Raw genomic sequence first — 26,165 nt, 5'->3', positions numbered from 1 at the left:
GTAAGATGGAAATCCTGAAGGTCAGTTCGAACTCGAACCCCAACAAGGTAGCCGGTGCGATAGCGGGTTCTCTTACCAAGAGCGAAAAGGTGGAGATTCAGGCTATCGGTGCTGGTGCAGTGAACCAGGCAGTAAAGGCTCTGGCAGTCGCAAGGAGATTTCTGGAAGAGTCTGGCAAGGACCTCTTCGTTGTACCGGGTTTCATTGAAATCAAAATAGGGGATGATGTGAGAACAGGTATTTCTTTCAAAGTCTTTCTGGAAAATAACAAAAATGAGTGATGAAGCCGGAAATACGAGAAATAGTTAGAGCAATGGAGGAAGATTCGAGAATCAAAGTAATAGTCACTCAAATTCTCAAGATGTCTGCCGAGGAGAGGGAGCAATTTAAAAAGAAGGTGATGTATTACTTTATGGACCGAAACTCCGAAGTGGATACGGAAGCCTTCAAGTTTTTCAAAACGGTGCTTGAAAACGTCGAAGAACTTTCAAAGCTCATTGAACAGAAATGAAAACGTGTTTTTTTTCTCCGTTGATTTCTAATTCAAAAACGACGAGATTCTTAGAAGGACCTTCGTCGATCTCAACGAGAAGATCAGAAGAAAGCAAGCTGATTTTTCCAGCAGGAACGTTTTTGTAGTAACCGACAAATTTGATTCTGTCAATCTTTCTATCTTTCAGACTATCCAGGAGCACTTTCAGTGCTCCTTCTATTTTTTTTCTGTCGACGAGCACCTCTCTTTTTATTCTTGTTCTCCACAAGATTGGAATGTCGGTATTTGAGAAAACATCCATTTCCTTGGACGGGATCGTTTTCACATCGACCGTGAAATGAACATTTTCGCTGTGGAACGATGTATCCGAGAGTTCAGGGTTAAAAAGGTAAGGCCCGGAGATCAGAATTTCTGGAGTTCCTGTTCTGCATCGTATTTCATTCTCAAGGGAACATTCTTTTACAGAGAGCTGTTGTTCGCTTGTTGTACCCTCGTGAACCGTTGTTTCTTCTTTTAGAGAGAAAACATTCACCTTGTTCTGGAAAGGCTGTTCTCTTACAGCTGGAAGTTGAAAAGAAGGATCTGCCTTTTCAACGGGAGGACCTTTCAATTCGAGAAGAAAACCCTCTATCCATTTCTTTATCAGAGCAGCTATTTTTCCGAACATAGATACTCCAGCGCCCTTTCCAGTCTCTGAAACGGTTCCATAACATCGAAGGTCTCCAGAAGATCAGCGAGTTTTTTCATGTCCTCATCGGATATTTTTCCCACAATTTTCACTGAGGATCCTTTGAACGGCAGAAGAACTTCCTCCTCAGATACACGGGTCGGGGTTTCTACTTTTTCAGTTCTTTCTACGATCAGAAGAAGCCTGTCGTCCACTTCCAGCAACTCCGGATCACGTACAAAAACGAAATCCGGTTTTTTCTCCATTTTCTTCAGCAATGTTTTGGCAATCAGTTCTCCCTTCAGATAGGTGTCGATCGAGCTGCCGTAAAGAATTTTCTGGAGTTCGTTTGGAACCACTGGATCTGTGTACTTGAACTCCACAGGGATTCCTCTCTCATCGACTGAAAGGAGCCCACCTATGAACTTTCCCTCTATTTTTCGTGAATCGAGATATGCTATTGTCATGTTCTCACGTCCATGAATAATCCTTTGTTTTCTTCTTTTATTGACGTTTTTTTCTTTTTCAGCGAAGAGTGAGTCCTAGTCTGAGGAAAACCTCTTTGCCTTCTTTCTGTGGAAGTTCTCACTTCTGCTCTTTCAGCGGTGTTACTCTCTTTAACTGAACTCTGCTCTCTCTGAATCTGATGTAATAGATGTTGAGAAAGGGCTTGCTGAACCAGTGTTTGCTGGTTCAACGTTTGAGAGACGTTTTGAACGGACTCCACACCTTTCACAACAAATCCCTGGAAGTCAACCGGCCTGATCATCGCCCATCACTTCTTTCTTTATTTTCAGAAGGGACTTACTTATAATCTGAGAAACACGGGATTCGGATACACCGAGCACTCTCGCTATCTCCTTCAAAGATAGACCCTTTTCGAATCTGAGAGACAGAACCAGTTTTTCTTTGTCCGAAAGTTTTTCTATTGCCTTCTTCATCTCTTCCACCAGAAGTTCACGGTACGCGTTTTCGTCTGGCCCCTCTGTTTTCAGAACGATTTCGTCTTCCATCGCATCTATCATGAGAAGTTGCTTTCTCATCATTTCGTTTCTTGCACGAACGACTTCTTTCAATTCGAGACCGGTTTTTCTGGCTATCTCTTCATCGGATGGAAACTCCTCGCTTTCGTATATCACTCTTTCGATCATCTTCACGTTTTTTCTCAGGTTCCTTGGCATCCAGTCTATTTTTCTCAAATAGTCGTACATGGCACCTTTCACTCTTTTCATTATGAACGTCGTGAAACTCGCTTTCGATGGATCGTATCTTTCCAGAGAAGACAGGGCCGCGACGATTCCTTCCTGGATCAGATCGTCTACCTCTATGTTTGGGGGTAAAGTCTGTGCCAGATCTTCAGCTATTCTCTTTATGAACGGAAGCAAGCTTCTTATCACACTTTCCTTGTTCCACACTAAATTTCTTTTATTTCTAATTGTTCACCACCACCCACTTTTCTCACGAGAAGCTTTCCAGTTTCAATATTGTATTCAACACTCCTTGCTCTGTTGCCTCCCGTGTCTTCTGCCAGTAGTTTGATTCCAAAATCCTTCAGATGTTTTTTCACAGCCTCTACGTTCCTCGCTCCTATGTTCATCCCCTTAGATTCAAACATACTGGCTCCACCCGCTATTTTCGCTTCCAGTCTTTCCACCTTTGCTCCCATTTTCTTCAACTCTTCCACCAGCGTTTTTACCGCCGTGTCTGCGTATTTGCCGGGTTTGTCCGTTTTTCCTCCGCTGTCTGGAAGCATCACGTGTGCCATGGCTCCGACTTTTGCCACAGGATCTCTCATACACACAGCAACGCAAGATCCCAATCCAAGAGTCACAATCACTCCAGGATTCTTCATAACCGCGTATTCTCCTATTCCGATGACTTTTTTCATTCCTGAATCCCCATCCTTTCGAAGATCTTTACCAGGTATCCCGGCTTTGGTATCATCATCATGTAGGATGTCAAAGGCTCTTCTTCTTCCACTCTCAAAAGCGTTTCTACAAACACTATCTGATCTTCCGAGTTATCTTCCAGCTCTTCTATGGAAGCTTCTGCGAATATGGCAGATATCATGTCGATGACAAGCTGTGGGGGAAGTGTGTCGATCTTGAAACCAAGAAAATCCGCGAGAGCTGAAACGTAAGTACCGCACATTATGTTCCCTATCTCCTGAAGCGCCGAAGCGGAAAACTCATCGAGATTCAACAGATTGTCGGGAGCCCGACCTGTCAGAATTTCGAGTATTTTCTTCACAACAGTAGTTCCCATTATGAGAAGGACACTTCCTTCTATATCTCCCGTTACGGGCATTTTCACACCAACGACTATCTCTTCGGGATCCTTCGCTATGAATATGACTTTACTGATAGGTACGATTTCCACGTTTGGAACGGAGATTTCGACCTTTTTATTTATCATATATGAAATCGCCGTGGCAGCGTTTCCGGCTCCTATGTTTCCTATTTCTTTTAAAAGATCTTTTTGCCTTTCTGAGATCTTCATTCGCTTTCACTCCTTTCCTTGTTTCTCATCTCTATTTCTTTCTTGAAAACAAAGCTCACCAGTTTCCTTTCCAAAGCAGGGGGAACATTCAGAAATTCCACACCGTACATTCTCTCTCCCGTTTCGAGAGCGCCTGCTTCTCTCACGACTCTCGCCGGGTGATCCTTGAGCTTTAGATCTTCGTCCAGATCAAGCGTAACGTATATGATCTGTTCTGGTGTCAGGATATCTTCAACTACCATAAGCATACCCCCGGCACTGAAATCCCTTGTCACAAATCTTTTCGGTGGTTCATCTCTCGAAGCGACCCTGTACGTTCCTTCGAGGAATATCTTTATTCTCTTGAATCTTCTTCTCTGAATCTTCCTCAATCTTCCGGGAAACGGTACTTTTGTCACCGGAAAGCCGTCTTCGTCTCTACCACTTTCAAGCACACTCGTCCTGAAAACGTAGATCGCAGAGCTGTCCAGTATCATCACAGTACACCTGGTTCCGCGAGGAAGTGGGACCAATCTTCCTCGAAAACTCGGCATCGAAAGAGTGAGAACTCTCTTTTCAAAGTCCACGTCGTGCACACTGCTTTTGTACTGACCTTCCAGATCCTCCGGCGCAGAAACTTCTACGATCACATTTTGACCTGGTCTTATCACGTCCTTTGCATTTACGAGCTCCGTGTAGTACTCCATTATTTCTCACCCTATTCCCAGCATTTGTCTTATTTTGTTCAAAAAACCTTTCTTTTGAACAGGTTCTTTCAAAATCTTTTCCCTCAGGCCGTAAATGGCAAGGGATGGTTGAGATCGACTGTGAGATCGTACGAATGGTTCCTGCAAAAATACACTCCTCTGTACAACCTGATCCTCTTTTATCACAAAGTAGTTCTTTATCGTAAAGCCAACGAATCTTTCGACCACCCTTTTCAATCTGTCGGCTGCCAACCTTCCTTCTTTCATGTTTCTTACCATGTTCATCACCAGAAATATCTCTTCGGGTGTGATCCCTTTCACCGAAAGGAGTTTTATCAGAGTGTAGGTATTTATGATCGAAGTTGGTTCTGGACTGGTAACGAGAATGAGGAAGTCTGATTGGATGTAAAACTGATCCAGGTTTTCGTTGTACCCCGGTGGAAAATCTATCACGAGATAATCGTATTTCCTGAGAAGTCTGGCAAACTCGTCGAAGAAACGGCGACGGTCGCCCAGATTGAAAAGAATGAGATCCTCCATATCTATTCCCGAACTGAGAACGTCCACACCGTATTTTGTTTCAAAAACGATGTCTTCTATCCTCACATTTGACTTGAAGAAATCTTTCAGGGTCTTGGGTGCCATGAATCCAAGAAGGATCTCGACGCTTCCAAATCCCACGTCGGCATCGAGCAGAAGAACTCTCAGCCCTTTCTCTTTAAGAGCAAGGGAAAGATTGACAGCTATAACAGATTTTCCCACACCACCCTTACCGCTGAGAACACTTATTATATTCGGTTCATTCTTTCTCAGATGTTCCGCTTGATCTGGCATGATTCAACACCTCACCGGCAACAATCCTGGCAAGTTCCACGGGATTCGCTTCGAATATATCGTCAGGGACTCTCTGCCCGTTTGTCACGAATGCAATTGGAAGTCCCGTGATTTCTGATATGTTCACGAACGTTCCGTATACCGATGTTTCATCCATCTTGGTGAGAATGATGTGAGTTGGTTTCACAGCAGAGAACCTTTCAACGATTCTTTTCATGTCATCGAGTTTGTAGTTCATGGAAAGTACCAGAAAAGTGATGTTTGGTTTTACAGCTTCCGAAAGTGCTCTGAGTTCGCTCATCTGAAGATCGTTTTGATGGCTTCTCCCGGCTGTGTCCACAAGAACGATGTCGTAATCTTTCAGAGCCATCATTTCGTATTCCGCTTCTTTTGGAGTATAGGCGATCTTCATGGGAATATCCATAATATCCGCGTATATCTTCAACTGTTCCGCTGCTGCTATCCGGTACGTGTCAAGCGTCAGTATAGCGACGCGTTTTTTCTCGTCTATCTTGAAACGGGCCGCGAGTTTGGCGAGTGAAGTTGTTTTTCCCACACCAGTTGTTCCCACAAAGAGTACTTTCGCGTTTTTGAAGTCTGGTGCATTTGTCTTCACAAGGTTTACGAATTGCTCCGACAGAATCTTGAAAGTCTCGTTCGAATTCGGGTCCAGATCTCCAAATTTCATCTTCAGAAAATCTATTAGTTTGTATCTAATTTCCGGGAGAATTTCCTGTTTCTCCATACCGTAAAGGATTTTTGAAAGCCCTTCTGGTAGAGTCTGTCTTTTTTCTGTCACGAGCATCTGCTTTATCTCGTTTATCGTTCGTTTTATCTCATCGAACTCTCCCTTGATATTATCGTTCGAACTCTGACGATTCTTTACAAGTATTTCTTGGAGTCTGTAGCTCGTGTTTTCCTCTTTTTTTCTTTCTTCCTCAACTGCAGCTGTCACTTCAAAGTACGTTTTTCCACCTATTCCAAAGAAACCCCCTTTTTTTATTCTTCGAGAACTCAAAATGACGGCGTTTTCTCCCAGTTCTCTTCTTATCATGATCATCGCTTCTCTGATGCTCTCAGCAACGTACTTTTTTATCTTCATAATTTCACCACGCCTTCAATTTGAAGGGTGTAGTCATCGGGTATTTCATCGTAGGAGATCACATAAACACCCGGGATCGTTCGCATTACGTATCTGGAGAAGTAAGGTCTGATCCTTGATGAACACACAATTACAGGTTGATAGCCTTTTTTCATCAGATTTCCCAGTTCGTTTGAAATCTTGTTCATCAGTTCTCTTGAGACTTCGGGGTTGAGAAGCAGTTCTCTTTCTTCTCCTATTTCTTTCAGCGACTCCAGGAGTTTCTGTTCGAGATCTCTCTCCAGAACGATTGCGTGTATCTTCCCGTCTTCAGAGCGGACCATCGAAGCTATTTGACGTTTCAGTGCCTTTCTCACACTTTCCACAAGGTAATCTATATCCTTACTTTTCTCAGCACTCTCAAGGAGAGTTTCAAAAATCGTTGGAAGGTTTCGAATGGATACCCCTTCCTTCAGAAGTCTCTGAAGCACTTTCTTGATTTCAGCGGGTTTCAAAACATCCGGTATGAGATCTTCCACCAGCTTCGGGAACTTCTCCTTCAGACCTTCTATGAGAAGTTCGAGCTCTTTGAAGCCGAGGAGCTCATCGGCGTGTCTTCTCAGTACTTCAGAGAGGTGTGTGGCAAACACAGTTGGTGGATCCACGACCGTGTAACCTTTTTGCTGGGCTTCTTCCTTTCTCCACTCTTCTATCCAGTATGCTTCCAGATTGAACGCTGGTTCTCTGGTTGGAATACCGGGAATCTTTTCCTTAGCAGTCCCTGGATTTATGGCGAGGAGCCTGTTGGGTACGAGCTCGTACCTCGCAACTTCACTTCCACGGATCTTTATGGAATATTCGTTTGGTTTCAAAAGAACACTATCCCTCACCCTGATGGGAGAGACGACAAGCCCCAGCTCGAACGCGAGCTGTTTTCTGATGGAGGTGATTCTATCGAGGAGGTCTCCTCCCTGTGATGGATCGGCAAGCGGTATCAGTCCGTAGCCGATCTCCACCTCAACGGTATCGCTCTGTATGATCTCAGAAACCTCTTCAGGTGTAGAAAGAACAGGCCCACCAGGTCTTTCCGCAGGAGCAGGCCCCGCCAGTTCTTCCTGAGGAACGGCTCTGGAGGTGTACACCGCAAGAAAGATCAGGGCTCCGCCAAGAATAGCGCTGAAGAACGGTATGGGAGTGAAGATTCCCAGAAAAATCAGCACTCCACCGGTGAGGAGAAGTACTTTCGTTTCTCTCGAAAGTTCCGTGACGAGATCTTTCCCGAGATTTTCCTTGGAAGCGGCTCTGGAGACAATTATGCCGGTGGCGGTTGAAACAAGAAGGGCCGGGATCTGTGCCGCAAGGCCATCTCCCACAGTGAGGATCACGTACTCCTGAGCAGCCTCTGCAAGGCTCATTCCATGTCGGAGCATGCCTATCAGAAGTCCGCCGATTATGTTTATAAAAACGATGATGATGCTTGCTATGGCATCTCCTCTTACGAATTTACTTGCACCATCCATAGCTCCATAGAAATCCGCTTCTCTTCTGATGTCTTCTCTCCTTTTCCTCGCTTCTTCTTCGGTTATCAATCCGCTGTTCAGATCGGCATCTACACTCATCTGTTTTCCGGGCATGGCGTCGAGAGTGAACCTTGCGGCCACTTCCGCTATTCTCTCCGCACCCCTGGTGATAACAATGAACTGGATGATGACGAGGATGAAAAAGACGATGAGACCAACGACGTAATCTCCTTTCACAACGAAATCTCCGAAGGTTCTTATAACCCGTCCCTGGAATTTTGGACCCTCGAGGAGTATGAGCCTTGTTGAGGCTACGTTGAGACCGAGTCTGAACAGGGTCACCACAAGAAGCAGTGTTGGAAATGAAGAGAGTTCAAGGGCGTTTCTTATGTACATGGTGGAAAACAGTATGATCATGGAAAGGGTTATATTCAGGATCTGGAAGAAATCCAGCATCCTGTCGGGTACGGGAAGAACCATCAAAAGAACGATAGCAACTATCATTAAAGAAACGATTATATCCACATTCTTCAAATTCTCACGCCCTTTTTCGCGTAAACGTAAACGAGTACCTCCGCCACTATCCTGTAAAATTCTACCGGAATTTCTTCACCTATCTCCGTCTTATAGTATAGAGCCCTCGCAAGAGACGGATTTCTCAAAACGGGTACATCGTTCTCTTTTGCGATTTCTATTATTTTAAATGCCAGATGATCCACACCTTTTGCTACCACAACCGGTGCGTTCATCGTATCTGGATCGTACTTCAAGGCAACAGCGAAGTGAGTGGGGTTGGTGATCACGACATCCGCCTTTGGGACCTCTTCCAGCATTCTTCTCCGTAGGATATCATACATCATCTGTCTCTGTCTTCGCTTTATCTCGGGATTTCCTTCCACTTCCTTCAGTTCGTCCTTCACTTCCTGCTTCGTCATGCGGATGCTCTTTTCGAATTCCCATCTCTGGTAGAAGTAGTCGAAAACAGCGAGAGCGAGAAGGATCATTCCGCTTTTCAACGTGATCTCAGATGTGATGTCCCAGAAATTAGCAAAGGCGTCGTTCACACTCATTTCTGTTAAGAGAATCATTTCGTCCCATCTGTTTTTCAAGACCTGGTAGACCACGATCCCCACAATGGCGACTTTAAGGACAGACTTCAAAAGTTCCACGAGTGATCTGAGTGAGAACAATCTCTTAAAACCTTCTATCGGGTTGATTCTGTTGAGGTCCGGTTTCAACGCTTTCGGAGCAAACAGAAATCTCGTTTGAAGGGCCCCAATCATAACACCTGCGACCATGGAGAAAACCACAAAGGCTCCTACGATCAAAAGCACATCTTTGAAAATGTTTACGGCATTCATGAGTAGATCTTCTGTTTCTTCAAACGAAAGAAAGACCTGAACGTCTTCTGTGATCCTCTCTACACCCTGATATCCAAAGATCTTCAGCGCTAAGGCGAACACGAGAAAGGTAACAGCCATGTTGAGCTCCCTGGATACGGGAGCTCTACCTTCTTCTCTTACTCTCCTTCTTTTTCTGGGAGTGGCGCGCTCTGTTCTCTCTGCTTCGGCAAAGAGCAGGAGCTCTATTTCCCAAGAAGTTCCTGAATAGCGTTCCAACTGAGTGCTGAGATTTTCTGAGCCATGTCCGCCCATATCGGTAACATCCCCAGAATCAATATAACCCCAATGATCACTTTCAGGGGCAATCCAACCATGAAAACGTTCATCTGTGGGATGAGCCTCGAAACGATACCGAGAACGATGCTTATGATGAGCATGAAAGCGATAACTGGAGCTCCTATCTTCAGGATCAACACGAAGAAGTCGCTCGATCTTCCCACGATGTAAGAGAAGAACCCGTCCGTAACACCTGTGAGATTCACGGGGAAGACATCGATTGAATCTTTCAAGCCTTCGAACAGGAGAACAGGTCCCTTTATCAGCACAAAAACAGTAAGGGCTATGAAATAAACCAGTTCTCCTGTGGGGTTTGTTTCTTCTTCACCGAAAGCCAGCACTTCTTCCATTCCGAACCCAATTTGAAAACCAAAGATGTATCCCGCCCCGTTGAACGCCTGAAGGAACAAATAGACAATAAAACCGATTCCGAACCCAACGAGAAAGTTGAAAAACAGATTCAAAGTGAAACTCAAAACAGGTGTGTTCAAGGGTATGGATACATCAACTGTGAAAAGCATCAACCAGCTCGTGAACAGTCCCAGAAGCACCCTCACCACAACAGGAAACGCTCTCTCGGAAAAGAAAGGAGCGATCAAAAAAAATCCCGTAAACCTCGTGAAAATACACATCCACGCAAGGAATTTTTCTTCGAGAAAACTGAATATGGTCTCCAAAATCACACCTCGAGGATCTTCTTTATGTTCTCTTCGAAAGGAGGTCTGATCACACCTTTTTCCGTGATTATTGCCGTTATGAGGGTATTTTCTGTGACATCGAAAGCGGGATTCAGAACTTTTACTCCCTCCGGAGCTATTCTGTTCCCACCACAGTGAGTTACCTCCTCCGGTCTTCTTTCCTCTATGGGTATTTCTTCCCCACTCCTTATGGTTGGGTCTATCGTCGAGACAGGAGCTGCAACATAGAACGGTATGTTGTTTCTCTTAGCAAGAACGGCCAGAGAATAAGTTCCTATCTTGTTCGCTGTGTCACCGTTCAGAGCGATTCTGTCCGCTCCAACCACAACGGCATCGATCAACCCTCTCTTCATCAGCCATCCGGCCATGTTGTCGGTGATGACATAGACTTCTATACCGTCCTTCATGAGTTCCCAAGCGGTGAGTCGTGCTCCCTGAAGGTACGGTCTTGTCTCATCTGCGAAAACTCTGATTCGTTTTCCTGATTCCACTGCTGCTCTTATCACTCCGAGGGCAGTACCGTAATCTACAGTTGCGAGAGCTCCCGCGTTGCAGTGAGTGAGGATGGTCGATCCATCTTTTATGAGCTGAGCGCCGTTCTTTCCGATCGCTTTGTTGACTTCTATATCTTCATACGCCATCTTCAACGCTTCGTTTTCTAAGATTTCGAAGAGATTCTCTCTATCAGCGTTCTCGAAAAACACCTTTTCCATTCTGTTCAGGGCCCAGAACAGGTTTACAGCCGTGGGTCTTGTTCTGGCCAGAGTCTCTTTCACCTGTTTCATCCAGTCTGTCAAACTTCCCGTTTTGTAATCTCTGAGTCCCAGAACGTATCCGAACGCTGCGGCGACTCCTATGGCAGGAGCTCCTCTGACGATCATCTCCTTTATGGCGTGTGCAACCTCTTCGTGTGTTTTGCACTCCACGTATTCTTCAATGAATGGAAGCTTTCTCTGATCGAGGAGTTTTAGAGAGTTTCCCGACCACTCCATCGTTTTCGTCTTGAGTTTCATCCCTGACTCCCTCCAAGTTTTATCTCTATGTGGCTGTTCTTCTTGAATTCCTCGAACACCTTGTTGAACCAGTCGTTCCACAGCTGATTCCTCTTATCCGCGAGCAGTTTGTCCATGATCTCCTGTTTAACCTCTTCGAACTTTTTGTAGGAAGAAGATCTCTTCTCTACGACTTTGTAGAGCACGAATTTGCCTTCAGACTCGAAGGGCCCAAGGATGGCTCCTTCTGGAGCGTCAAAGATCACACTCTCGATGTCTTTTTCCAACTTTCCTTCTTCAATCCAGCCGAGATCACCACCGGTTGCCACCTGCGTTGCAACTTCGAGGAAGTCTTCTCCTTTTCTGATCTTTGAAAGCACTTCATCCATTTTACTCTTGTCCTCAGTGGTAATTCTGTAGAGGTGAACAGCGGCAGGTATCCTGTAGGTCTCCTTGTTTTGGTTGTAATAGTTCTGAGCTTCTTCGAGTGTGACGGTTGCGTTCTGAGTAATTTTCTCCTGGAGTCGCTGGAGTGAAAGCTGTGTTTTCACATGCCAGTGCAATCTCTTTTTGAAGGTTTCGAGATCACCGTATCCGGCGCTCTGAAGGAACTTGTCAAGGTCTTCCAGAGTTATTCCCATGGATTCAACTGTTTCTTTAAGCCTTGCCTCGACTTCTTTCTTTACCTCCTCGTCACTTACTCCGACCCCTTCTTTTTCCGCGAGCTGCTGAATGAGAAGATCGTCTATTAGGGAGTTTAGAACTTCTTGCTTGTATTTCAACAGCAATTTCAGGCCTTCTTCGGTGCCTGTAAGAACGTTGAAAAATCTCATATCAATCTGTGCAATGCTTCTCAGAATTCCGTCTATATCCGCTTCGAGTTCGAGCAAGTCGGAGGTGATGGGTTCCCCGTTGACGATGGCTACAACTGTGCTGGATGTGGTTGTTGCCTGCCCGAAGAGGCTGATTCCCAGTACTGCCAGAATCACGAAGATCAACTTTCTCATGTTTCATCTCCTCCCTTCGCCTTTTCCCAGTACTCATCTAACTTTTCAATAGGAAGCTCTTCAAGAACCAGACCGTCCTTCTCTATTAATTCCTCCATCTTCTTGAATCTTTCAACAAATTTTCTTGTGGCCTTTCTCAGAGCCGATTCAGGGTCAACGTTCAAAAACCTCGAAAGGTTGACTATCGAAAACAGTAGATCACCGAATTCTTCTTCCAGTTCTCTGGGATCCTTTGCCTCTTTCAGCTCTTTCAACTCTTCCTCTATCTTCTCATAGACTCCTTCTGGATCTTTCCAGTCAAACCCCACCTGTGAGGCGTTCTCCTGGATTCTTCTTGCCATCGAGAGAGCAGGAACAAGCGGGTTTATCTCACCGATCCTCGAGGATTTCTTTTTCCCTTTTTCCTGAGCTTTTATATCTTCCCATTGTTTGTACGAGTACCCCGGACTGTCTCCGAAAACGTGTGGATGTCGTCTGATCAATTTTTCGTTGAGAGTTCGTATCACATCCTCAATGGTGAAAGCGCCTCTTTCGCGGGCTATCTGTGCGTGGAAAACCACCTGGAGCAGCACGTCACCGAGTTCTTCTTTCATCATATCGTCGTTTTTTTCGTCTATCGCTTCGATCAACTCGTAACATTCTTCGATAAGATATGGTTTCAAGCTCTCGTGAGTTTGCTTTCTGTCCCATTCACATCCTTCAGGAGACCGAAGTTTTTCCATTATAGATACGAGTTCTTCGAAGAGGATTCCTGCCTCTTTCACTTCAGAACCTCCTTTTCAGAAGAATGATTTCTGCTCTATCAGATACGTCCTCCGTTCTATCGGCTATGTCCCCTATGCTCCTTATCAACTCTTTCACCTCGAGTTTTACACTCCTTTCGATGTCCATCTCGAAAAGTTTCCTGAGAGCCGTTCGCTCCACAGCATCTTCGTCGTGTTCGTATTTCTCCACGGCAAGAACAAACTCTTCGACTCTTTCGAGATCCTCGAACAAAAATTTGAGAGCACTTTTCAGGGATTCGTAGGCCTTCAGAGAGTATTCCATCTGCGACAGAATGAGATCTTTCAGTTCGTGAGGAACTTCTGGTTTTTGAAGAACAATCAAGTCCGCCACGTACTCGGCTTTGTTCGCCACTTTGTCTACGGATTCAATCAACCCAAGAAGATCTCCTCTAAAATTCGGCAGGAACGCTCCACTGTACATTTCCATCTCTGTTTTTCGGCGTAATCGATCGGCTTCGCTTTCAAGCCTTTGTGTTCGGAGATAAAGAGACTCGATATCGTCAGTATCTTCGAGATACTTTTTTATTAGATCGAAGACACATTTCAGAGTTTCCTCAACTTTGTCGATGTGTTTAAAAAAGAGGGAGATTATGGTTTGTTCTTTCTTTCCGGAAAACCACACTTTTTCTCGCCCCCAGAAGATTCAATATTCGTTCGAATCGATTTTCGGAGATGAGGCCTTTTTCGAAGAACTCCCTCAACAAATCATCGGTCAGAAGTTCTAAAACAGGTTCAAAACTCAGCCGGTGGATTGGTAAAACTCCGTTCTTTCTGATTTCGTTCAGATGTTCTTTTGTGGCGTAACCTTTGTGTTTGTGGAAGGAAAACTGTGGATACATCCTGTGAAACTCGCTCATCAATCTATCTCTGAAGACCTTCGCAACAATGGAAGCTGCTCCTATCAATTTGCTTTTCTGGTCTCCCTTCACTAAGCATGTACCGGGAACGCTCAACTCGATTCCTTTCCCGTCAACGAGTACAAATGATGGTTTCACAGACAGGTTCTCCAGTGCTCGATTCATAGCAAGTTTTGTGGCATTGAATATGTTGTAGAGATCTATTTCCTCTGGAGACGCAATTCCTATCCCAACTGCTGCCTTCTCCATTATTTCATCTAAAAGTCTTTCCCTCTTCGCAGGGGAAAGCTGTTTTGAATCGTTTATTCCTTCTATTTCTTTTTCCAGAACGACAGCGGCCGCCACAACGGGACCTGCGAGGCACCCTCTTCCCGCTTCATCCACACCTGCTACGATTCCAAACTCTTTTTTGTAAAGCTCATCTATTCCCATTACCCGTCTCCTTTCTGTTGTAGTAGGGAGCAGGAATGTAGTTCACCGACGGCCTCTTGGGTTCAGCCTGTTTGTAAAGATCCATGAGATCGTATATTTCCTGAGGCATGTCCGTTTTCACCTGTATGCCCATCTCTCTCAATTTTTCGTAGTTCAGCGGATAATCGTGTGTCCAGTATCCACTGCAGAGTTTATCGGCAATTTTTTCAGCTTTTTCCTTTGACACTTTGTCTGAAAGAATTTCCACCACAAATTCTTTCACCTGTCTGATCGCTTTTTCCGCTATGTCTGCCAGTATAAGTGTCTGGTCGTCCACTTCGTTCACATCTTTCTTTTTCACGGCGGCGAGAATGGAGGGAGCGGGCATGTTTCCTATCTGGGGATCGAGGGGCCCCAGAACAGCATTCTCATCCATGATGATCTCGTCGGCGGCGAGGGCTATCAATGTTCCACCGGACATGGCATAGTGCGGAACAAAAACCGTTACCTTTCCCTTGTGCATTTTCAGAGCTCTGGCAATCTGCTCCGCCGCTAAAACGAGTCCACCTGGTGTATGTATTATGAGATCTATGGGCATATCGGGAGGAGTTAGCTTAATAGCTCTCAGAATTTCTTCGGAATCTTCGATGTCTATGTATCTGCGCACTGGAAAGCCGAGGAAACTGATGGATTCCGTCCTGTGAATCAGTGTGATCACACGGCTGTTTCTCTTTTTTTCAATTTCTCTTATCAAAGCTTCTCTGGCTGATTTGAGGGCAGAATTCTTGAGAAAAGGCGTAATGAGTGAAAAAATGAAGATCATCCAGAAAATTTGAAAGATCAAGGTACCAATATCTACCATGAGTATCCCTCCTTAATATGACATTTGCTGTGTAAATTCTATCACATCGGGCCACATTTGGCGGGGTTTTTATACAAAAAAATGCGGGCTCTTTCGAGCCCGCCAAGGCCGTGGGGGGTGTATCTCAAGGGGGATAGGGGGGTCAACTTTCATGCTCCATGGTACATTTTAAATGTAACAGGTTAAGAGAAGATTCTAATTTCTTTCCTAAATGGGTACCTTATTTTTAAGATTATATGAAGTTCTGTTGGGTTTTCCTAGTCTTCATTGTTTGAGACAGATGTATCATGAAAAGGGTTCAAAGTGATACAATAGAAAACACACCACAGGAGGGGTCGTAGTGTTTGTACTCCTTTTGCCTTCTCTCTTTCTGGGCTGGTCGCTGGGCGCCAACGATGCGGCGAACGTTTTCGGTCCTTTCGTGGGATCTGGGCTCATTCCTTACAGAAAGGCCACCATAGTGGCGAGCATTTTCGTGATTCTGGGTTCTGTTCTTGGAGGAGCGAGGGGACTTCAGAATATCAGTTCTCTGAGCACTTCCGATTTACTTCTCTCCAGTATCGCTGTTCTTTCGGGTGCCCTCACAGTCACGATCATGACAAAACTTGGAATACCTGTTTCCACATCTCAAGCTGTGGTTGGAGGTATAATAGGAGCCAATGTCACGGTAATGGGCATTGGTGGAATCGATTTTTCTGCACTCACGAAAATATTTGTTGTTTGGTTTTTAACACCGGTTGGGGCCTTCCTTTTGAGTATTATCTTCTATCCAGTTCTTTCGTTCCTCTTCAGGAAAATTCCCAGTATTCAAATTCAAGACAGAGTGATAAAAACTTCCGCGTGGATCATAGGTGCTTACGGTGCGTTTTCTTTGGGAGCGAACAACGTTGCGAACGTAACGGGAGTGTTCGCCGGAAAGATCCTGACGATCGAGCAAGCAGCCTTTCTGGGAGGAATCAGTATAGCCATTGGAATTCTCACCTACAGTAAAAACGTGATGCTGACGGTGGGGAAAATCTAATAGAATTAGATCATTTTACTTCTCTTATAGCAGTTTTATCACAGGCAATGGTTGTGTGGATTTTCAGCTTGATAGGAATTCCCGTCTCTTCATCTCAGGCCATTGTGGGAGCCGTTCTGGGAGCTGGTTACTCAAAGGGTATGAATCTGGGAAATAAGAAAGTTTTAATAAGGATTTTGAGTGGATGGTTTTTAACCCCCGCTGTTTCCGGTACCCTTTCTTTTTTGTTGACATCTCTGATAAAATAAAGGTTGATAACACCGAAACCGGGAGGGTGAAGCCATGACACTTCGTGCGAAGGTTTTCCTTGTTATACTGGTTGTTCTGGCAGGACTCCTTGTTAGTTTTTATCTCATTTATCAGAGCGTTTCCGGCGCGGTTGTTGAAACTGTCAAAAAGAACGCAACAGTTCAAATTCAGGTTCTTTCGAATTATTTCGCTGAAAAATTGAACAAGTATGTAGAAAGAGCAGTTGCTCTGACCCAGTCCATGGAAGCACAGCTCCTCGATACCTATTCCATGGCATCCAACATGGTCAAACTGGTGAAAGAAGCTTCCAATACACTCATTGCTGGAATTACGATAGAAGAAATGACGGGTTCTGGCTACATTGCTAAAGCTGATGGATTGGAGCAGATTGATTCTTCTTCGACCATCTATCAAAAATACATGAACCTTGTGAAGAATTCACAAAACCCTTATGTAGTAACCCCGGACGTTTTTGAAGGGAAACCCGCCCTCGTTGTTTTGGCTCCGCTTGGTGCGTTCGGCGCGGGCACACTCGGTGCGGTAGGTTATGCGATAGACCTCTCTCAAAACAAGGATTTCTGGCGTACGGTGGCAGAAGGCGGAAAGCTGGGTGAGAACGGCTATGGGCTTCTTGTCACAAGCGACGGAAAGGTACTGATCCACAAAGACATGGGAAACTTCATGAAAGACGTGAAGGAGTTAGGCGGCTTTGAGAAAGCATTCGAGGAAGCAAAGAAAGGTGGAGAGAAATACGTAGAATACGAATACAACGGGGAGAAGAAATACACCGTGTGGGAGAAAGTGCCCGGGTACGACTTCTACATCTTCTCAACGGGGTACCTGGAAGAACTTCTTGCAGAAGGAAGGAAAGCGACCCTTGGGACGATAGTGACGTATGTAGTGTTTGGCGGAGTGATCTTTGCGGTGCTGTTTGTCTCGATGATGCCGGTAGTGAAGAGAATGAGGCAGCAGGTAGAGAAAGTGAAGAGATTCGGAGAAGGGGATCTGACAGTAGAGTTCGAAGCGAAAGGAAGAGACGAGCTGACCCAGATAGAAGAGAGCCTGAAAGAAGCGGTACTTTCACTCAAAGAGATGATAGTGAGCATCATAGAAGCTGCGAAAGAGCTTAGCGGAGCATCAGAAGAGATAAAAGTTCTCTCAGAAGAGAGCCACAAGATGTCAGAGAACCTGCACGAAGAAGCCAAAAAGATACTGGACGAGGCGAACAACATGAGCAGTGCGCTGACAGAAGTGACGAGCGGCGTAGAAGAAGTAGCAGCGAGTGCTCAGAACATCTCAAAGATCACCCAGGATCTGACAGAAAGGTCAGAAGCGGTGACGAAAGCGGCAAGAGAAGGGACAGAGAGAGTAGAAGCGGTGGGAGGAGTCATAAACAAACTCAAAGGGTCAGCAGAAAGACAGAGGGACTACCTGAGAGAACTCGTTGACTCGGCCAAGACGATAGGAGAGATAGTGGACACGATCAGCTCGATAGCAGAGCAGACGAACCTGCTCGCGTTGAACGCAGCGATAGAAGCGGCTCGAGCTGGAGAAGCGGGAAGAGGCTTTGCGGTGGTGGCAGACGAGATAAGGAAACTCGCAGAAGAGAGCCAGAGGGCGACAGAAGACATAGCGAAGATGCTGAGCAGCCTGAGAACAACGATAGAACACGTGGAGAACGGTTCGAAAGAGATGTTCGAAGGAGTGGACGAGATAGCGGTGATGGGAGAAGAAGTCACAAAGAGATTCAGAGAGATCCTTGGAAGGATAGAAGAGATCAACAGCATGATAGAGAACACAGCTGCCACTGCGCAGGAGCAGGGAGCGGCCGCAGAAGAAATGGCAAGCGCTATGGACAACGTCACAAAGATAGTCGAAGGAGTTGTGGAAAGTCTAAACAGAATGGAGTCTCTCAAAGATCAGACCACTTCTGCTGCAAAAGTCTCTCAGGCTGCTGAAAGACTGTCTGAGCTTTCTGAACAGCTCTCAACGCTCGTTCAAAAATTCAAGGTGTGAGGTGAAAAAATGCAGGCACGCTGGATAGGGAACATGATGTTTCATGTAAGAACTGACTCAAATCATGACGTTCTCATGGATACAAAAGAAGAGGTCGGGGGAAAAGACGCTGCTCCCCGACCTCTTGAGCTCGTCCTCACTGGGCTCATGGGATGTACAGGAATGGATGTGGTCTCAATTTTGAGAAAAATGAAAGTGATTGATCAGATGAAAGACTTCAGGATAGAGATCGAGTACGAACGCACGGAAGAACATCCCCGCATATTCACTAAAGTTCATCTGAAGTACATCTTCAAGTTCGATGGGGAGCCTCCGAAGGACAAGGTTGAAAAAGCCGTTCAGCTTTCTCAGGAAAAATATTGCAGTGTCTCTGCCATTTTGAAGTGCTCTTCGAAGGTGACTTACGAGATTGTTTACGAGAATTGAGGTGGAATTCGTGTGGGAATTCTACATGCCCACGGATGTCTTTTTTGGAGAAAAAATCCTCGAGAAGAGGGGAGGAATATTAGATCTTCTTGGAAAAAGAGCTTTGGTAGTAACCGGCAAATCTTCTTCGAAAAAGAACGGATCTCTCGATGATCTGAAAAAGCTTCTCGACGAAACAGAAATATCCTACGAGATCTTCGATGAAGTCGAGGAGAATCCGTCTTTCGACAACGTTATGAAGGCTGTTGAGAGATACAGAAACGATTCTTTCGATTTCGTCGTGGGACTCGGTGGAGGAAGCCCTATGGATTTCGCCAAGGCGATAGCTGTTCTTCTGAAAGAAAAGGATCTTTCCGTCGAAGATCTTTACGATAGAGAAAAAGTGAAGCACTGGCTTCCAGTCGTGGAGATACCAACCACCGCTGGAACGGGTAGTGAAGTCACTCCGTATTCCATACTCACCGATCCAGAGGGAAACAAAAGAGGTTGTACACTCATGTTTCCGGTGTACGCGTTTCTCGATCCCAGATACACCTACTCCATGTCAGATGAACTGACCTTATCGACTGGAGTCGATGCGCTTTCTCATGCGGTCGAAGGATACCTTTCTAGAAAGAGTACGCCGCCTTCCGATGCCCTCGCGATCGAAGCCATGAAGATAATTCACAGGAATTTACCGAAGGCCATTGAAGGAAACAGAGAAGCCAGAAAGAAGATGTTCGTGGCCTCCTGCCTTGCCGGGATGGTGATTGCGCAAACTGGGACCACACTGGCGCACGCTCTGGGTTATCCTCTAACAACGGAGAAGGGAATAAAACACGGGAAAGCGACAGGTATGGTACTACCATTTGTAATGGAGGTAATGAAAGAAGAAATTCCAGAAAAGGTGGATACTGTGAATCACATATTCGGCGGCAGTCTTTTGAAATTTCTGAAAGAACTCGGACTTTACGAAAAAGTGGCAGTTTCCTCTGAAGAACTGGAGAAGTGGGTCGAAAAGGGTTCCAGAGCGAAACATCTCAAAAACACGCCGGGTACCTTCACTCCCGAGAAGATCAGAGACATATACAGGGAGGCACTCGGGGTGTGAGGAGTTTTTTCCTGTGCTTTCTGCTTGTTCTTGTGTTTATAGCGAATCTCTACAGATTGTTCCCAGATGATTATTACGATTTCATATCCAAAAATTCCGATGATCTCGATCCTCTTCTCATTCAAAGTATCATATGGGTGGAGAGCAGTTTTGATAGAAACGCGGTTTCTTCGCTGGGAGCTTTTGGTCTCATGCAGATCATGCCTTCAACGGCTGTCTGGTTGAAAAAGAAGTTTTCTCTGGAAGAGGATTTCAAGAATCCAGAAGGAAACATAATCTATGGAATCGTTTATCTGAAATTTTTGAAAGATCTGTACGATGATCTCGACAAAGCCATCATGGCTTACAACGTAGGACCGGCTGCTTTGAGCGAAGGAAGAAATCTGGACAGTGCGAAAAGATACTTGAAAAAAGTGAAGAGGACCTATCTCATATACCGTTTCCTCTACAGTGAGAGGTGATGAGGGTGAGAGTAGCAACCGCCCAGGAGATGAAAGAGATCGATGAATTAACAATAAAAGAATACGGTGTGGACTCGAGAATCCTCATGGAGCGAGCCGGAATTTCCGTTGTTCTCGCAATGGAGGAGGAACTTGGAAATCTTTCTGATTACAGATTCCTGGTTCTCTGCGGGGGAGGGAACAACGGAGGAGACGGCTTTGTCGTGGCCAGAAACCTCCTCGGTGTGGCAAAAGATGTCTTGGTTGTCTTTCTTGGAAAGAAAAAAACTCCCGATTGTGAGTACAACTACGATCTTTACAAAAAGTTCGGAGGAAAAGTGGTGGAACAATTCGAACCCTCTATTCTGAGCGAATTCGATGTGGTGGTTGACGCCATTTTTGGAACGGGCCTGAGAGGAGAAATCACGGGAGAGTACGCTGAGATAATAAATCTTGTGAATAAATCGGGAAAAATAGTTGTTTCCGTTGACATTCCATCGGGGGTAGATTCGAACACGGGGAAGGTTCTTGGAACAGCGGTGAAAGCGGATCTCACGGTTACCTTTGGAGTTCCCAAGATAGGTCACATCCTCTTTCCAGGAAGAGATCTCACAGGAAAGCTCAAAGTGGCCAACATAGGCCATCCTGTTCATCTGATCAATTCGATCAATCGATACGTGATAACACGGGAAATGGTTCGTTCCCTTCTGCCAGAACGCCCCAGAGATTCCCACAAGGGAACCTACGGAAAAGTGCTGATAATAGCGGGGTCCAGACTGTACTCCGGAGCTCCCGTTCTCTCTGGAATGGGATCCTTGAAAGTGGGAACGGGTCTTGTGAAGCTCGCAGTTCCTTTTCCACAGAATCTGATCGCTACTTCGAGATTTCCGGAACTCATTTCCGTTCCCATAGATACAGAAAAAGGCTTCTTCAGCCTGCAGAATCTTCAGGAATGTCTGGAGCTATCAAAAGACGTGGATGTGGTAGCCATCGGGCCGGGTCTTGGAAACAATGAACACGTGAGGGGGTTTGTCAACGAGTTTTTGAAAACACTCGAAAAACCGGCTGTCATCGATGCCGATGCCATCAACGTTCTGGATATCTCTGTTCTGAAGGGGAGAAAATCCCCTGCGGTACTAACCCCACATCCTGGGGAGATGGCAAGACTCGTGAAAAAAACTGTTGGGGACGTCAAGTACAACTACGAACTGGCAGAGGAGTTTGCAAAAGAAAACGACTGCGTGCTGGTTTTGAAATCTGCCACCACCATCGTAACAGATGGTGAGAGAACTCTGTTCAATATAACGGGAAACACAGGACTTTCAAAGGGAGGAAGTGGAGACGTTCTGACAGGAATGATAGCCGGCTTTATAGCACAGGGACTTTCCCCTCTCGAAGCTTCCGCGGTTTCTGTGTATCTACACGGTTTCGCCGCGGAGCTTTTCGAACAGGATGAGAGAGGACTCACCGCTTCTGAGTTGCTGCGCCTCATACCTGAGGCTATAAGGAGGTTGAAAGAATGAATATTCTGGAAAAAATCGTGAGGGATCTCATCAGCGAGAAAAGAATCACCGAGGCGAGAAATCTGCTCTCTCTCTTTCCAGAAGAGTTTCCTCATCTTGAACTGGAAGTGGAATACGCCGCCAGGAACTGGAAGGCTGTGAAAAGGCTCTATGAAAACTTGCCGGATGAACTCAAGGAGAAATACAGAGAATACTACGAATACGCGGCAAACCAGCTGAATATAGACTACTCGAAAGAAACGGAAGAAGCCCTCAAAGAGATAGAACGAAAGAATTTTCAGGGAGCTGCCTCCATACTCGAATCGATTGTCAAGGATTACCCCGAACTCGTGGAAGTAGTAGCTCTGAGATATAAACTCGCCCTTCAGAGAAACGAGAAGAGAGCGATTGAAAAGTATCGAAAGCTTCTTTTAAGCCTTGACAGAACCCACCCTGCTCTGATCGAAACCAGAGCTTCCTCTCGTAGGATAGGTGTTTTCGAAGTGTTCACACTTTCTCTTTTGGTTGCACTTCTTGTCACAACAATACTCGCTTTTTACACCCTTCCCTCCCGCATCGAGGTAAACGTGCCATCTTCTGAAAACACGATAAATATTAAACCAGTCGAACAGCGTGTTGAAGATGTTTTGGCGAACATCGTTATCCTCACAGAAAATCTGGGAAAGATAAACGATTCCCTTGAGAAGAATTTCAGTGCCTTGCAGGAGAATATGAGCCCCATTTCTGAGAATATTGAATCTCTTAAAGAGGCTCTAACGAACCTGGAATCCAGACTCTCCAAGATCGAATCCGCTATAGCAAGAACATCGAACAAAGAACCTTCAGTATCTGTTGTTTACGTTCCCGCACGGGAAGATCGAATAGAGAGGGCAAAGAGCCTGTGGTTTCTGGGTTACATGTTCTACCTGAGAAGGGACTACGATGAAGCCATAAACAGGTTTGAAATCGCTATAAAGGAAATTGGAGAAGACAACGTCTATTTCAAAGATGACGTTTACTATTACAGGGCTTTGTGTTACTACTACAAAGGCGATACATCGACTGCTCGTTCGCTTTTCGAGGAGTTCATAAAGCTCTTCCCAGATAGTGAGTATGCGGACGACGCCGAGTACTTTTTGAAGAGGCTGTGAAGAGTGAACTTTTCTACAGAAAGCTTGAAAAGTGTGATCTCTGCCCCAGAAATTGTGGAGTGAACAGACTCATGGGAGAGAAAGGTGCTTGCGGGGTAGCAAACTCTCCCGTTGTTTCTTCCTGGGGGCCTCACTTTGGAGAGGAAAGAATACTCGTTGGCCGCGGTGGAAGCGGAACCGTCTTTTTCACCTATTGCAATCTCAAATGTGTCTACTGTCAGAACTATGAAATCAGTCAGCTTGGTATAGGGAAAGAAATCACTGTTGAAGATCTTCTGAGGATATTCACGGAACTTCAGGACATGGGTGTGGAAAATCTCAACCTGGTGACTCCCACTCACCAGGTAACTTTCATTGTCGATGCCCTCGAGAGAATGGAGAGAGAAATTCCTGTTGTTTACAACTGTGGGGGATACGAATCTGTCGATACCATAATTTCTCTTGAAGGGTCCGTCGATATCTATATGCCAGACTTCAAGTACAGTGATCCCGAACTTGGAGAAAGACTCTCTGGTGTGAAAGATTATCCAAAATTCGCCCTGGAAGCTCTGAAGGTTATGACCGATCAGGTGGGAGAACCGGTGATAAGAAATGGTGTTATGAAAAAAGGAGTTCTTGTGAGACACCTTGTTCTTCCTGGTTTCCTTGAAAACAGTTTCGGTGTGATCGATCTGCTTTCAACGCTGGAGCCGAAACCACTTGTGAACATCATGGCGCAGTTCCACCCAGCGTACAGAGCGAAAGAATATGGACTCGATAGATTCATCACCAGAGACGAATATCTAAAAGTTGTGGAATACGCGAAGAAGAAAAAACTGAATCTCATAGAAGTGGAGAGGTGGCTGAGGTGGTTGTAACAGAATACGAACTGAAGCCTCAAAACTTTCCCAGATTTCCTCTCGACTGGTCTGAGATATTCGGCAGAAAGGCAAAGATAGTGGTTGAGATTGGTTTTGGAAACGGGGAATTTCTGGCAGAACTTGCAAGAAGGCATCCAGAAAAAGACTTCGTTGGTTTTGAGGTGTCCATCACGTCCTTCGTGAAAGCACAGAAAAAGTTCAAAAGGTACAACTTGAAAAATGTTCGACTCGTGAAGGTAGATGCCAGATTCGGTCTGAGGGAGTTGTTCCCCGACAACAGCGTAGAAAAGGTTTACATCAACTTTCCATGTCCATGGCCGAAAAAGAGACACGAAAACAGAAGAATCACCAGCTACGACTTTCTCCAAACGCTCTCCGCCGTCCTGGAGATGGATGGTACGGTGGAGTTTGCAACCGATGAAGAGTGGTACGCACGGGAAGTTTTGGATACTTTCGAAAGCTCAGAGTATTTTGTCGTAGATGTGTTCGAAGAGAACTTCAAAAGAGATGTAGAAACTCGCTACGAAAGAAAGTGGAAATCTCAAGGAAAAAAGACCTTTTTGATCGTTGCAAGAAAAGTAAAAAATGGAAGTGTAAAAAGAATAATGGAGGGTGAAAACACCATGGCTCACAGTGTATTCGAAGGTGATGTCACCTGGGAAAAACTTAAAGAGCTGGAAGGAAAGGTGTTCAAAGATAAAAACAAGATCTTCGTTGTGAAGAAAGTGTACAGGGATGGCGATTATCTTCTGAAGGTGATCTCCACTGACGAAGGCGGTTTCCAGCAAGTATACTATCTCAACCTTTCCGGAAGAGACGGCAAGTGGGTTTTGAAGCTGGACGAAGGTTCTGATCCCTACAGAACGCCCGCTCTGAAGTGGTCCCTCAGGAGAATTCCCGAGGAGTTAACCGCTCAGGGCTCTCTTTGAGATTTCTCCTATCACTTCATCGATCAAAGCCTTCAGTTGTTTGTTCCCTTTGAGGAGGGAATCTTTGACTTTTTTGACGCTGTCCACAACGACGGGGTGCGACCTGTTGAATTTCTCCGCTATCGTTCTCAGAGAACTCTTCAGATAGTTCTTGGCCACGTACATGCCGATTCGTCTGGCAGTGAGAGCTTTCACGTTTCTACTGTTGGAAAGGATCTCTTCACGTGGAACACCTGTTACCTTCGCGACGATCTCTATGAGTTCATCTATTGGATCCATGGCCTTTACCCTGTTTGGCTTTATGAAATCCTTCAGAAGCAGGATGGCTTCCTTCAGATCGACCTCTTTTCCCGTTGTCTCTTTGTAAACCAGAAGTTTTATGATGGCTCCTCTGAGTCTTCGCAGGTTGTCGTCCACGTTCTCTGCAACAAAGTTCAGAACTTCCTCAGGAAGTTCACCGTGTTCAATTTCAAGCATCTTTTTTGCTATGTTCTTCCTAGTTTCCTCGTCAGGGGGTTCTAACTTCGCTACAAGTCCCATTTGGAATCTGGAAACCAGCCTATCCTGGAACTCGTTCAATTTTTGCGGTTCTCTGTCCGAACAGATAACGATCTGTTTTCCAGAGTCATGCAGCTCGTTGAATGTGTGGAACAGTTCCGTCTGAACACCTGTCTTTCCTATGAGAAACTGAACATCGTCTATGAGAAGAATATCAACCTTTTTTCTGTATTTCTCCCTGAACTCGTTCAGCTTTCCTTCTTTCATGCTGTCAACAAGGTCGTTCAGGAATTTCTCGCTGGTGATGTACATCACCCTCAAGTCCGGTTCGTTCTGAACAACGTAGTTTCCTATCGATTGAAGGAGATGCGTCTTTCCAAGTCCCACACCACCGTATATGAAGAGTGGATTGTACCTGCCTGGATGTTTTGCCACTTCGAGAGCGGCGTGATAAGCGAACGAATTTCCCGGACCAACGACGAAGTTTTCGAAGGTGTAATCGGGATTCAGCGGTGTGAGGAGCACCGCTCTTTTCTTCACGAGCGGTTCACTGTAGGAGGAGTGAGGTTCAAAAGCTTCGTAGGTGATTTCAAAAGTGGCATCGTTCCCGAGCACAACTTTCACAGCTTTTGATAGTACAGAATAATACTTCTTCTCCAGCCATTCTTTTATGAAAAGATTACCGACTGAGAAGACAACTTTGCTGCCCTCTATCGATTTCACGTCAAAAGAACTGAACCAGAGTTCCCAGCTTTTTCTGTTTACTCTGGTCTTTATCTCCTGGAGTATTCTCTCTTTCATAATGGAGGACCCCCAAACGAGGAGTGACTGGATTAATTATCCAACAGATACACTCAAAAAATCAACGGAGAAAAAGAAACAGATCTGAAAAATTTCTAAAGGGGTGGAACC

General features: G+C 45.3%; 29 protein-coding genes and 1 pseudogene. 11 read left to right on the top strand and 19 right to left on the bottom strand.

Going from position 1 to position 26,165, the window contains the following annotated elements:
- Nucleotides 1-5 precede the first annotated feature (5 nt).
- Both T2812B_RS00150 and T2812B_RS00145 read left to right on the top strand, forming a co-directional pair.
- Nucleotides 6-281: a stage V sporulation protein S gene (locus tag T2812B_RS00150; RefSeq protein WP_004080683.1), complete on the top strand. Its 276-nt coding sequence runs from the start codon at nt 6-8 to the stop codon at nt 279-281.
- A complete protein-coding gene (locus tag T2812B_RS00145; RefSeq protein ID WP_004080673.1) occupies nt 281-511 on the top strand; it encodes a hypothetical protein in 231 nt (76 codons plus the stop codon). Before T2812B_RS00150 ends, T2812B_RS00145 begins: the two co-directional genes overlap by 1 nt.
- Here the strand turns inward: T2812B_RS00145 and T2812B_RS00140 are convergent.
- Genes T2812B_RS00140 through T2812B_RS00055 form a run of 18 tightly spaced genes read right to left on the bottom strand, consistent with a single transcriptional unit; the run spans nt 495 to nt 15,071 of the window.
- Nucleotides 495-1,160 (bottom strand): hypothetical protein, encoded by a 666-nt coding sequence (locus tag T2812B_RS00140; RefSeq protein WP_004080671.1) that lies wholly within the window; start codon nt 1,158-1,160, stop codon nt 495-497. The genes T2812B_RS00145 and T2812B_RS00140 overlap by 17 nt on opposite strands.
- Complete coding sequence (locus tag T2812B_RS00135) at nt 1,145-1,627, bottom strand: hypothetical protein (RefSeq protein ID WP_004080669.1); 483 nt, start codon at nt 1,625-1,627, stop codon at nt 1,145-1,147. The genes T2812B_RS00140 and T2812B_RS00135 overlap by 16 nt, the downstream gene beginning before the upstream one ends.
- Complete coding sequence (locus T2812B_RS00130) at nt 1,624-1,929, bottom strand: hypothetical protein (RefSeq protein WP_008193125.1); 306 nt, start codon at nt 1,927-1,929, stop codon at nt 1,624-1,626. The genes T2812B_RS00135 and T2812B_RS00130 overlap by 4 nt, the downstream gene beginning before the upstream one ends.
- A complete protein-coding gene (locus T2812B_RS00125) occupies nt 1,913-2,575 on the bottom strand; it encodes a FliA/WhiG family RNA polymerase sigma factor (RefSeq protein ID WP_008193127.1) in 663 nt (220 codons plus the stop codon). Before T2812B_RS00125 ends, T2812B_RS00130 begins: the two co-directional genes overlap by 17 nt.
- Nucleotides 2,575-3,048 carry a chemoreceptor glutamine deamidase CheD gene (locus tag T2812B_RS00120; protein WP_004080666.1) on the bottom strand — a complete coding sequence of 158 codons (474 nt, stop codon included), beginning with the start codon at nt 3,046-3,048 and terminating at the stop codon, nt 2,575-2,577. The genes T2812B_RS00125 and T2812B_RS00120 overlap by 1 nt, the downstream gene beginning before the upstream one ends.
- Nucleotides 3,045-3,659: a CheY-P phosphatase CheC gene (gene cheC, locus T2812B_RS00115; RefSeq protein WP_008193129.1), complete on the bottom strand. Its 615-nt coding sequence runs from the start codon at nt 3,657-3,659 to the stop codon at nt 3,045-3,047. The genes T2812B_RS00120 and cheC overlap by 4 nt, the downstream gene beginning before the upstream one ends.
- A complete protein-coding gene (locus T2812B_RS00110; RefSeq protein WP_004080664.1) occupies nt 3,656-4,345 on the bottom strand; it encodes a flagellar brake protein in 690 nt (229 codons plus the stop codon). The genes cheC and T2812B_RS00110 overlap by 4 nt, the downstream gene beginning before the upstream one ends.
- A 6-nt stretch (nt 4,346-4,351) precedes the next feature.
- Nucleotides 4,352-5,179, bottom strand: coding sequence for a MinD/ParA family protein (locus T2812B_RS00105; RefSeq protein WP_004080662.1), 828 nt, complete (start codon nt 5,177-5,179; stop codon nt 4,352-4,354).
- Nucleotides 5,145-6,281: a flagellar biosynthesis protein FlhF gene (gene flhF / locus T2812B_RS00100; protein WP_004080660.1), complete on the bottom strand. Its 1,137-nt coding sequence runs from the start codon at nt 6,279-6,281 to the stop codon at nt 5,145-5,147. The genes T2812B_RS00105 and flhF overlap by 35 nt, the downstream gene beginning before the upstream one ends.
- Nucleotides 6,278-8,314, bottom strand: coding sequence for a flagellar biosynthesis protein FlhA (gene flhA, locus T2812B_RS00095; RefSeq protein ID WP_004080658.1), 2,037 nt, complete (start codon nt 8,312-8,314; stop codon nt 6,278-6,280). Before flhA ends, flhF begins: the two co-directional genes overlap by 4 nt.
- Nucleotides 8,311-9,435, bottom strand: a complete 1,125-nt coding sequence (gene flhB, locus T2812B_RS00090; protein WP_008193133.1) for a flagellar biosynthesis protein FlhB — start codon at nt 9,433-9,435, stop codon at nt 8,311-8,313. Before flhB ends, flhA begins: the two co-directional genes overlap by 4 nt.
- Complete coding sequence (gene fliR, locus T2812B_RS00085; RefSeq protein WP_010865219.1) at nt 9,366-10,142, bottom strand: flagellar biosynthetic protein FliR; 777 nt, start codon at nt 10,140-10,142, stop codon at nt 9,366-9,368. The genes flhB and fliR overlap by 70 nt, the downstream gene beginning before the upstream one ends.
- Nucleotides 10,139-11,170 (bottom strand): S-methyl-5-thioribose-1-phosphate isomerase, encoded by a 1,032-nt coding sequence (mtnA, locus tag T2812B_RS00080; protein WP_004080652.1) that lies wholly within the window; start codon nt 11,168-11,170, stop codon nt 10,139-10,141. Before mtnA ends, fliR begins: the two co-directional genes overlap by 4 nt.
- On the bottom strand, nt 11,167-12,156 hold the full coding sequence (locus tag T2812B_RS00075; protein WP_004080650.1) for a peptidyl-prolyl cis-trans isomerase: 990 nt from the start codon (nt 12,154-12,156) through the stop codon (nt 11,167-11,169). Before T2812B_RS00075 ends, mtnA begins: the two co-directional genes overlap by 4 nt.
- Nucleotides 12,153-12,920, bottom strand: a complete 768-nt coding sequence (mazG, locus tag T2812B_RS00070; RefSeq protein WP_004080649.1) for a nucleoside triphosphate pyrophosphohydrolase — start codon at nt 12,918-12,920, stop codon at nt 12,153-12,155. The genes T2812B_RS00075 and mazG overlap by 4 nt, the downstream gene beginning before the upstream one ends.
- Before the next feature lies 1 nt (nt 12,921).
- A complete protein-coding gene (locus tag T2812B_RS00065; protein WP_004080648.1) occupies nt 12,922-13,563 on the bottom strand; it encodes a TIGR00153 family protein in 642 nt (213 codons plus the stop codon).
- On the bottom strand, nt 13,514-14,230 hold the full coding sequence (locus T2812B_RS00060; protein WP_004080647.1) for a ribonuclease HII: 717 nt from the start codon (nt 14,228-14,230) through the stop codon (nt 13,514-13,516). The genes T2812B_RS00065 and T2812B_RS00060 overlap by 50 nt, the downstream gene beginning before the upstream one ends.
- Nucleotides 14,217-15,071 carry an ATP-dependent Clp protease proteolytic subunit gene (locus T2812B_RS00055; RefSeq protein ID WP_008193141.1) on the bottom strand — a complete coding sequence of 285 codons (855 nt, stop codon included), beginning with the start codon at nt 15,069-15,071 and terminating at the stop codon, nt 14,217-14,219. The genes T2812B_RS00060 and T2812B_RS00055 overlap by 14 nt, the downstream gene beginning before the upstream one ends.
- A 340-nt stretch (nt 15,072-15,411) precedes the next feature.
- Here T2812B_RS00055 and T2812B_RS00050 point away from each other — a divergent pair.
- The 9 genes and pseudogenes from T2812B_RS00050 (at nt 15,412) to trmB (ending at nt 24,755) form a co-directional block, all read left to right on the top strand.
- Nucleotides 15,412-16,340 (top strand): annotated as a pseudogene (locus T2812B_RS00050) (inorganic phosphate transporter).
- Between the two features lie 34 nt (nt 16,341-16,374).
- Nucleotides 16,375-18,357, top strand: a complete 1,983-nt coding sequence (locus T2812B_RS00045) for a methyl-accepting chemotaxis protein (RefSeq protein ID WP_039454386.1) — start codon at nt 16,375-16,377, stop codon at nt 18,355-18,357.
- 9 nt (nt 18,358-18,366) lie between these two features.
- On the top strand, nt 18,367-18,783 hold the full coding sequence (locus T2812B_RS00040; RefSeq protein ID WP_004080643.1) for an OsmC family protein: 417 nt from the start codon (nt 18,367-18,369) through the stop codon (nt 18,781-18,783).
- 10 nt (nt 18,784-18,793) lie between these two features.
- A complete protein-coding gene (locus tag T2812B_RS00035) occupies nt 18,794-19,873 on the top strand; it encodes an iron-containing alcohol dehydrogenase family protein (protein WP_008193149.1) in 1,080 nt (359 codons plus the stop codon).
- On the top strand, nt 19,870-20,334 hold the full coding sequence (locus T2812B_RS00030) for a lytic transglycosylase domain-containing protein (protein WP_008193152.1): 465 nt from the start codon (nt 19,870-19,872) through the stop codon (nt 20,332-20,334). The genes T2812B_RS00035 and T2812B_RS00030 overlap by 4 nt, the downstream gene beginning before the upstream one ends.
- Nucleotides 20,334-21,836 (top strand): NAD(P)H-hydrate dehydratase, encoded by a 1,503-nt coding sequence (locus T2812B_RS00025; RefSeq protein ID WP_197049731.1) that lies wholly within the window; start codon nt 20,334-20,336, stop codon nt 21,834-21,836. Before T2812B_RS00030 ends, T2812B_RS00025 begins: the two co-directional genes overlap by 1 nt.
- Nucleotides 21,833-22,966 (top strand): tol-pal system YbgF family protein, encoded by a 1,134-nt coding sequence (locus T2812B_RS00020; protein ID WP_004080639.1) that lies wholly within the window; start codon nt 21,833-21,835, stop codon nt 22,964-22,966. The genes T2812B_RS00025 and T2812B_RS00020 overlap by 4 nt, the downstream gene beginning before the upstream one ends.
- Nucleotides 22,963-23,823 carry a radical SAM protein gene (locus T2812B_RS00015; RefSeq protein ID WP_008193161.1) on the top strand — a complete coding sequence of 287 codons (861 nt, stop codon included), beginning with the start codon at nt 22,963-22,965 and terminating at the stop codon, nt 23,821-23,823. Before T2812B_RS00020 ends, T2812B_RS00015 begins: the two co-directional genes overlap by 4 nt.
- Nucleotides 23,814-24,755 (top strand): tRNA (guanosine(46)-N7)-methyltransferase TrmB, encoded by a 942-nt coding sequence (trmB, locus tag T2812B_RS00010; RefSeq protein ID WP_008193164.1) that lies wholly within the window; start codon nt 23,814-23,816, stop codon nt 24,753-24,755. Before T2812B_RS00015 ends, trmB begins: the two co-directional genes overlap by 10 nt.
- On the opposite strand, the gene dnaA is transcribed toward trmB, so the two are convergent.
- A complete protein-coding gene (gene dnaA / locus T2812B_RS00005) occupies nt 24,732-26,054 on the bottom strand; it encodes a chromosomal replication initiator protein DnaA (protein ID WP_008193166.1) in 1,323 nt (440 codons plus the stop codon). The genes trmB and dnaA overlap by 24 nt on opposite strands.
- Between the last annotated feature and the right edge of the window lie 111 nt (nt 26,055-26,165).

It is taken from the genome of Thermotoga sp. 2812B, assembly GCF_000789335.1.
Taxonomy (GTDB): Bacteria; Thermotogota; Thermotogae; order Thermotogales; family Thermotogaceae; genus Thermotoga; species Thermotoga maritima.
This window is presented reverse-complemented; position numbering and strand designations above follow the sequence as displayed.

Excerpts from the sequence above, each read along its gene's own strand:
- T2812B_RS00105 (WP_004080662.1), bottom strand. The coding sequence starts at position 5,179 with ATGCCAGATCAAGCGGAACATCTGAGAAAGAATGAACCGAATATAATA.
- T2812B_RS00060 (WP_004080647.1), bottom strand. The coding sequence starts at position 14,230 with ATGGGAATAGATGAGCTTTACAAAAAAGAGTTTGGAATCGTAGCAGGT.
- T2812B_RS00120 (WP_004080666.1), bottom strand. The coding sequence starts at position 3,048 with ATGAAAAAAGTCATCGGAATAGGAGAATACGCGGTTATGAAGAATCCT.
- T2812B_RS00020 (WP_004080639.1), top strand. The coding sequence starts at position 21,833 with ATGAATATTCTGGAAAAAATCGTGAGGGATCTCATCAGCGAGAAAAGA.
- cheC (WP_008193129.1), bottom strand. The coding sequence starts at position 3,659 with ATGAAGATCTCAGAAAGGCAAAAAGATCTTTTAAAAGAAATAGGAAAC.
- T2812B_RS00145 (WP_004080673.1), top strand. The coding sequence starts at position 281 with ATGAAGCCGGAAATACGAGAAATAGTTAGAGCAATGGAGGAAGATTCG.
- dnaA (WP_008193166.1), bottom strand. The coding sequence starts at position 26,054 with ATGAAAGAGAGAATACTCCAGGAGATAAAGACCAGAGTAAACAGAAAA.
- T2812B_RS00075 (WP_004080650.1), bottom strand. The coding sequence starts at position 12,156 with ATGAGAAAGTTGATCTTCGTGATTCTGGCAGTACTGGGAATCAGCCTC.
- T2812B_RS00045 (WP_039454386.1), top strand. The coding sequence starts at position 16,375 with ATGACACTTCGTGCGAAGGTTTTCCTTGTTATACTGGTTGTTCTGGCA.
- T2812B_RS00110 (WP_004080664.1), bottom strand. The coding sequence starts at position 4,345 with ATGGAGTACTACACGGAGCTCGTAAATGCAAAGGACGTGATAAGACCA.
- T2812B_RS00040 (WP_004080643.1), top strand. The coding sequence starts at position 18,367 with ATGCAGGCACGCTGGATAGGGAACATGATGTTTCATGTAAGAACTGAC.
- T2812B_RS00135 (WP_004080669.1), bottom strand. The coding sequence starts at position 1,627 with ATGACAATAGCATATCTCGATTCACGAAAAATAGAGGGAAAGTTCATA.
- T2812B_RS00055 (WP_008193141.1), bottom strand. The coding sequence starts at position 15,071 with ATGGTAGATATTGGTACCTTGATCTTTCAAATTTTCTGGATGATCTTC.
- flhB (WP_008193133.1), bottom strand. The coding sequence starts at position 9,435 with ATGGGCGGACATGGCTCAGAAAATCTCAGCACTCAGTTGGAACGCTAT.
- mtnA (WP_004080652.1), bottom strand. The coding sequence starts at position 11,170 with ATGAAACTCAAGACGAAAACGATGGAGTGGTCGGGAAACTCTCTAAAA.
- T2812B_RS00140 (WP_004080671.1), bottom strand. The coding sequence starts at position 1,160 with ATGTTCGGAAAAATAGCTGCTCTGATAAAGAAATGGATAGAGGGTTTT.
- T2812B_RS00025 (WP_197049731.1), top strand. The coding sequence starts at position 20,334 with ATGAGGGTGAGAGTAGCAACCGCCCAGGAGATGAAAGAGATCGATGAA.
- flhF (WP_004080660.1), bottom strand. The coding sequence starts at position 6,281 with ATGAAGATAAAAAAGTACGTTGCTGAGAGCATCAGAGAAGCGATGATC.
- T2812B_RS00150 (WP_004080683.1), top strand. The coding sequence starts at position 6 with ATGGAAATCCTGAAGGTCAGTTCGAACTCGAACCCCAACAAGGTAGCC.
- T2812B_RS00130 (WP_008193125.1), bottom strand. The coding sequence starts at position 1,929 with ATGATCAGGCCGGTTGACTTCCAGGGATTTGTTGTGAAAGGTGTGGAG.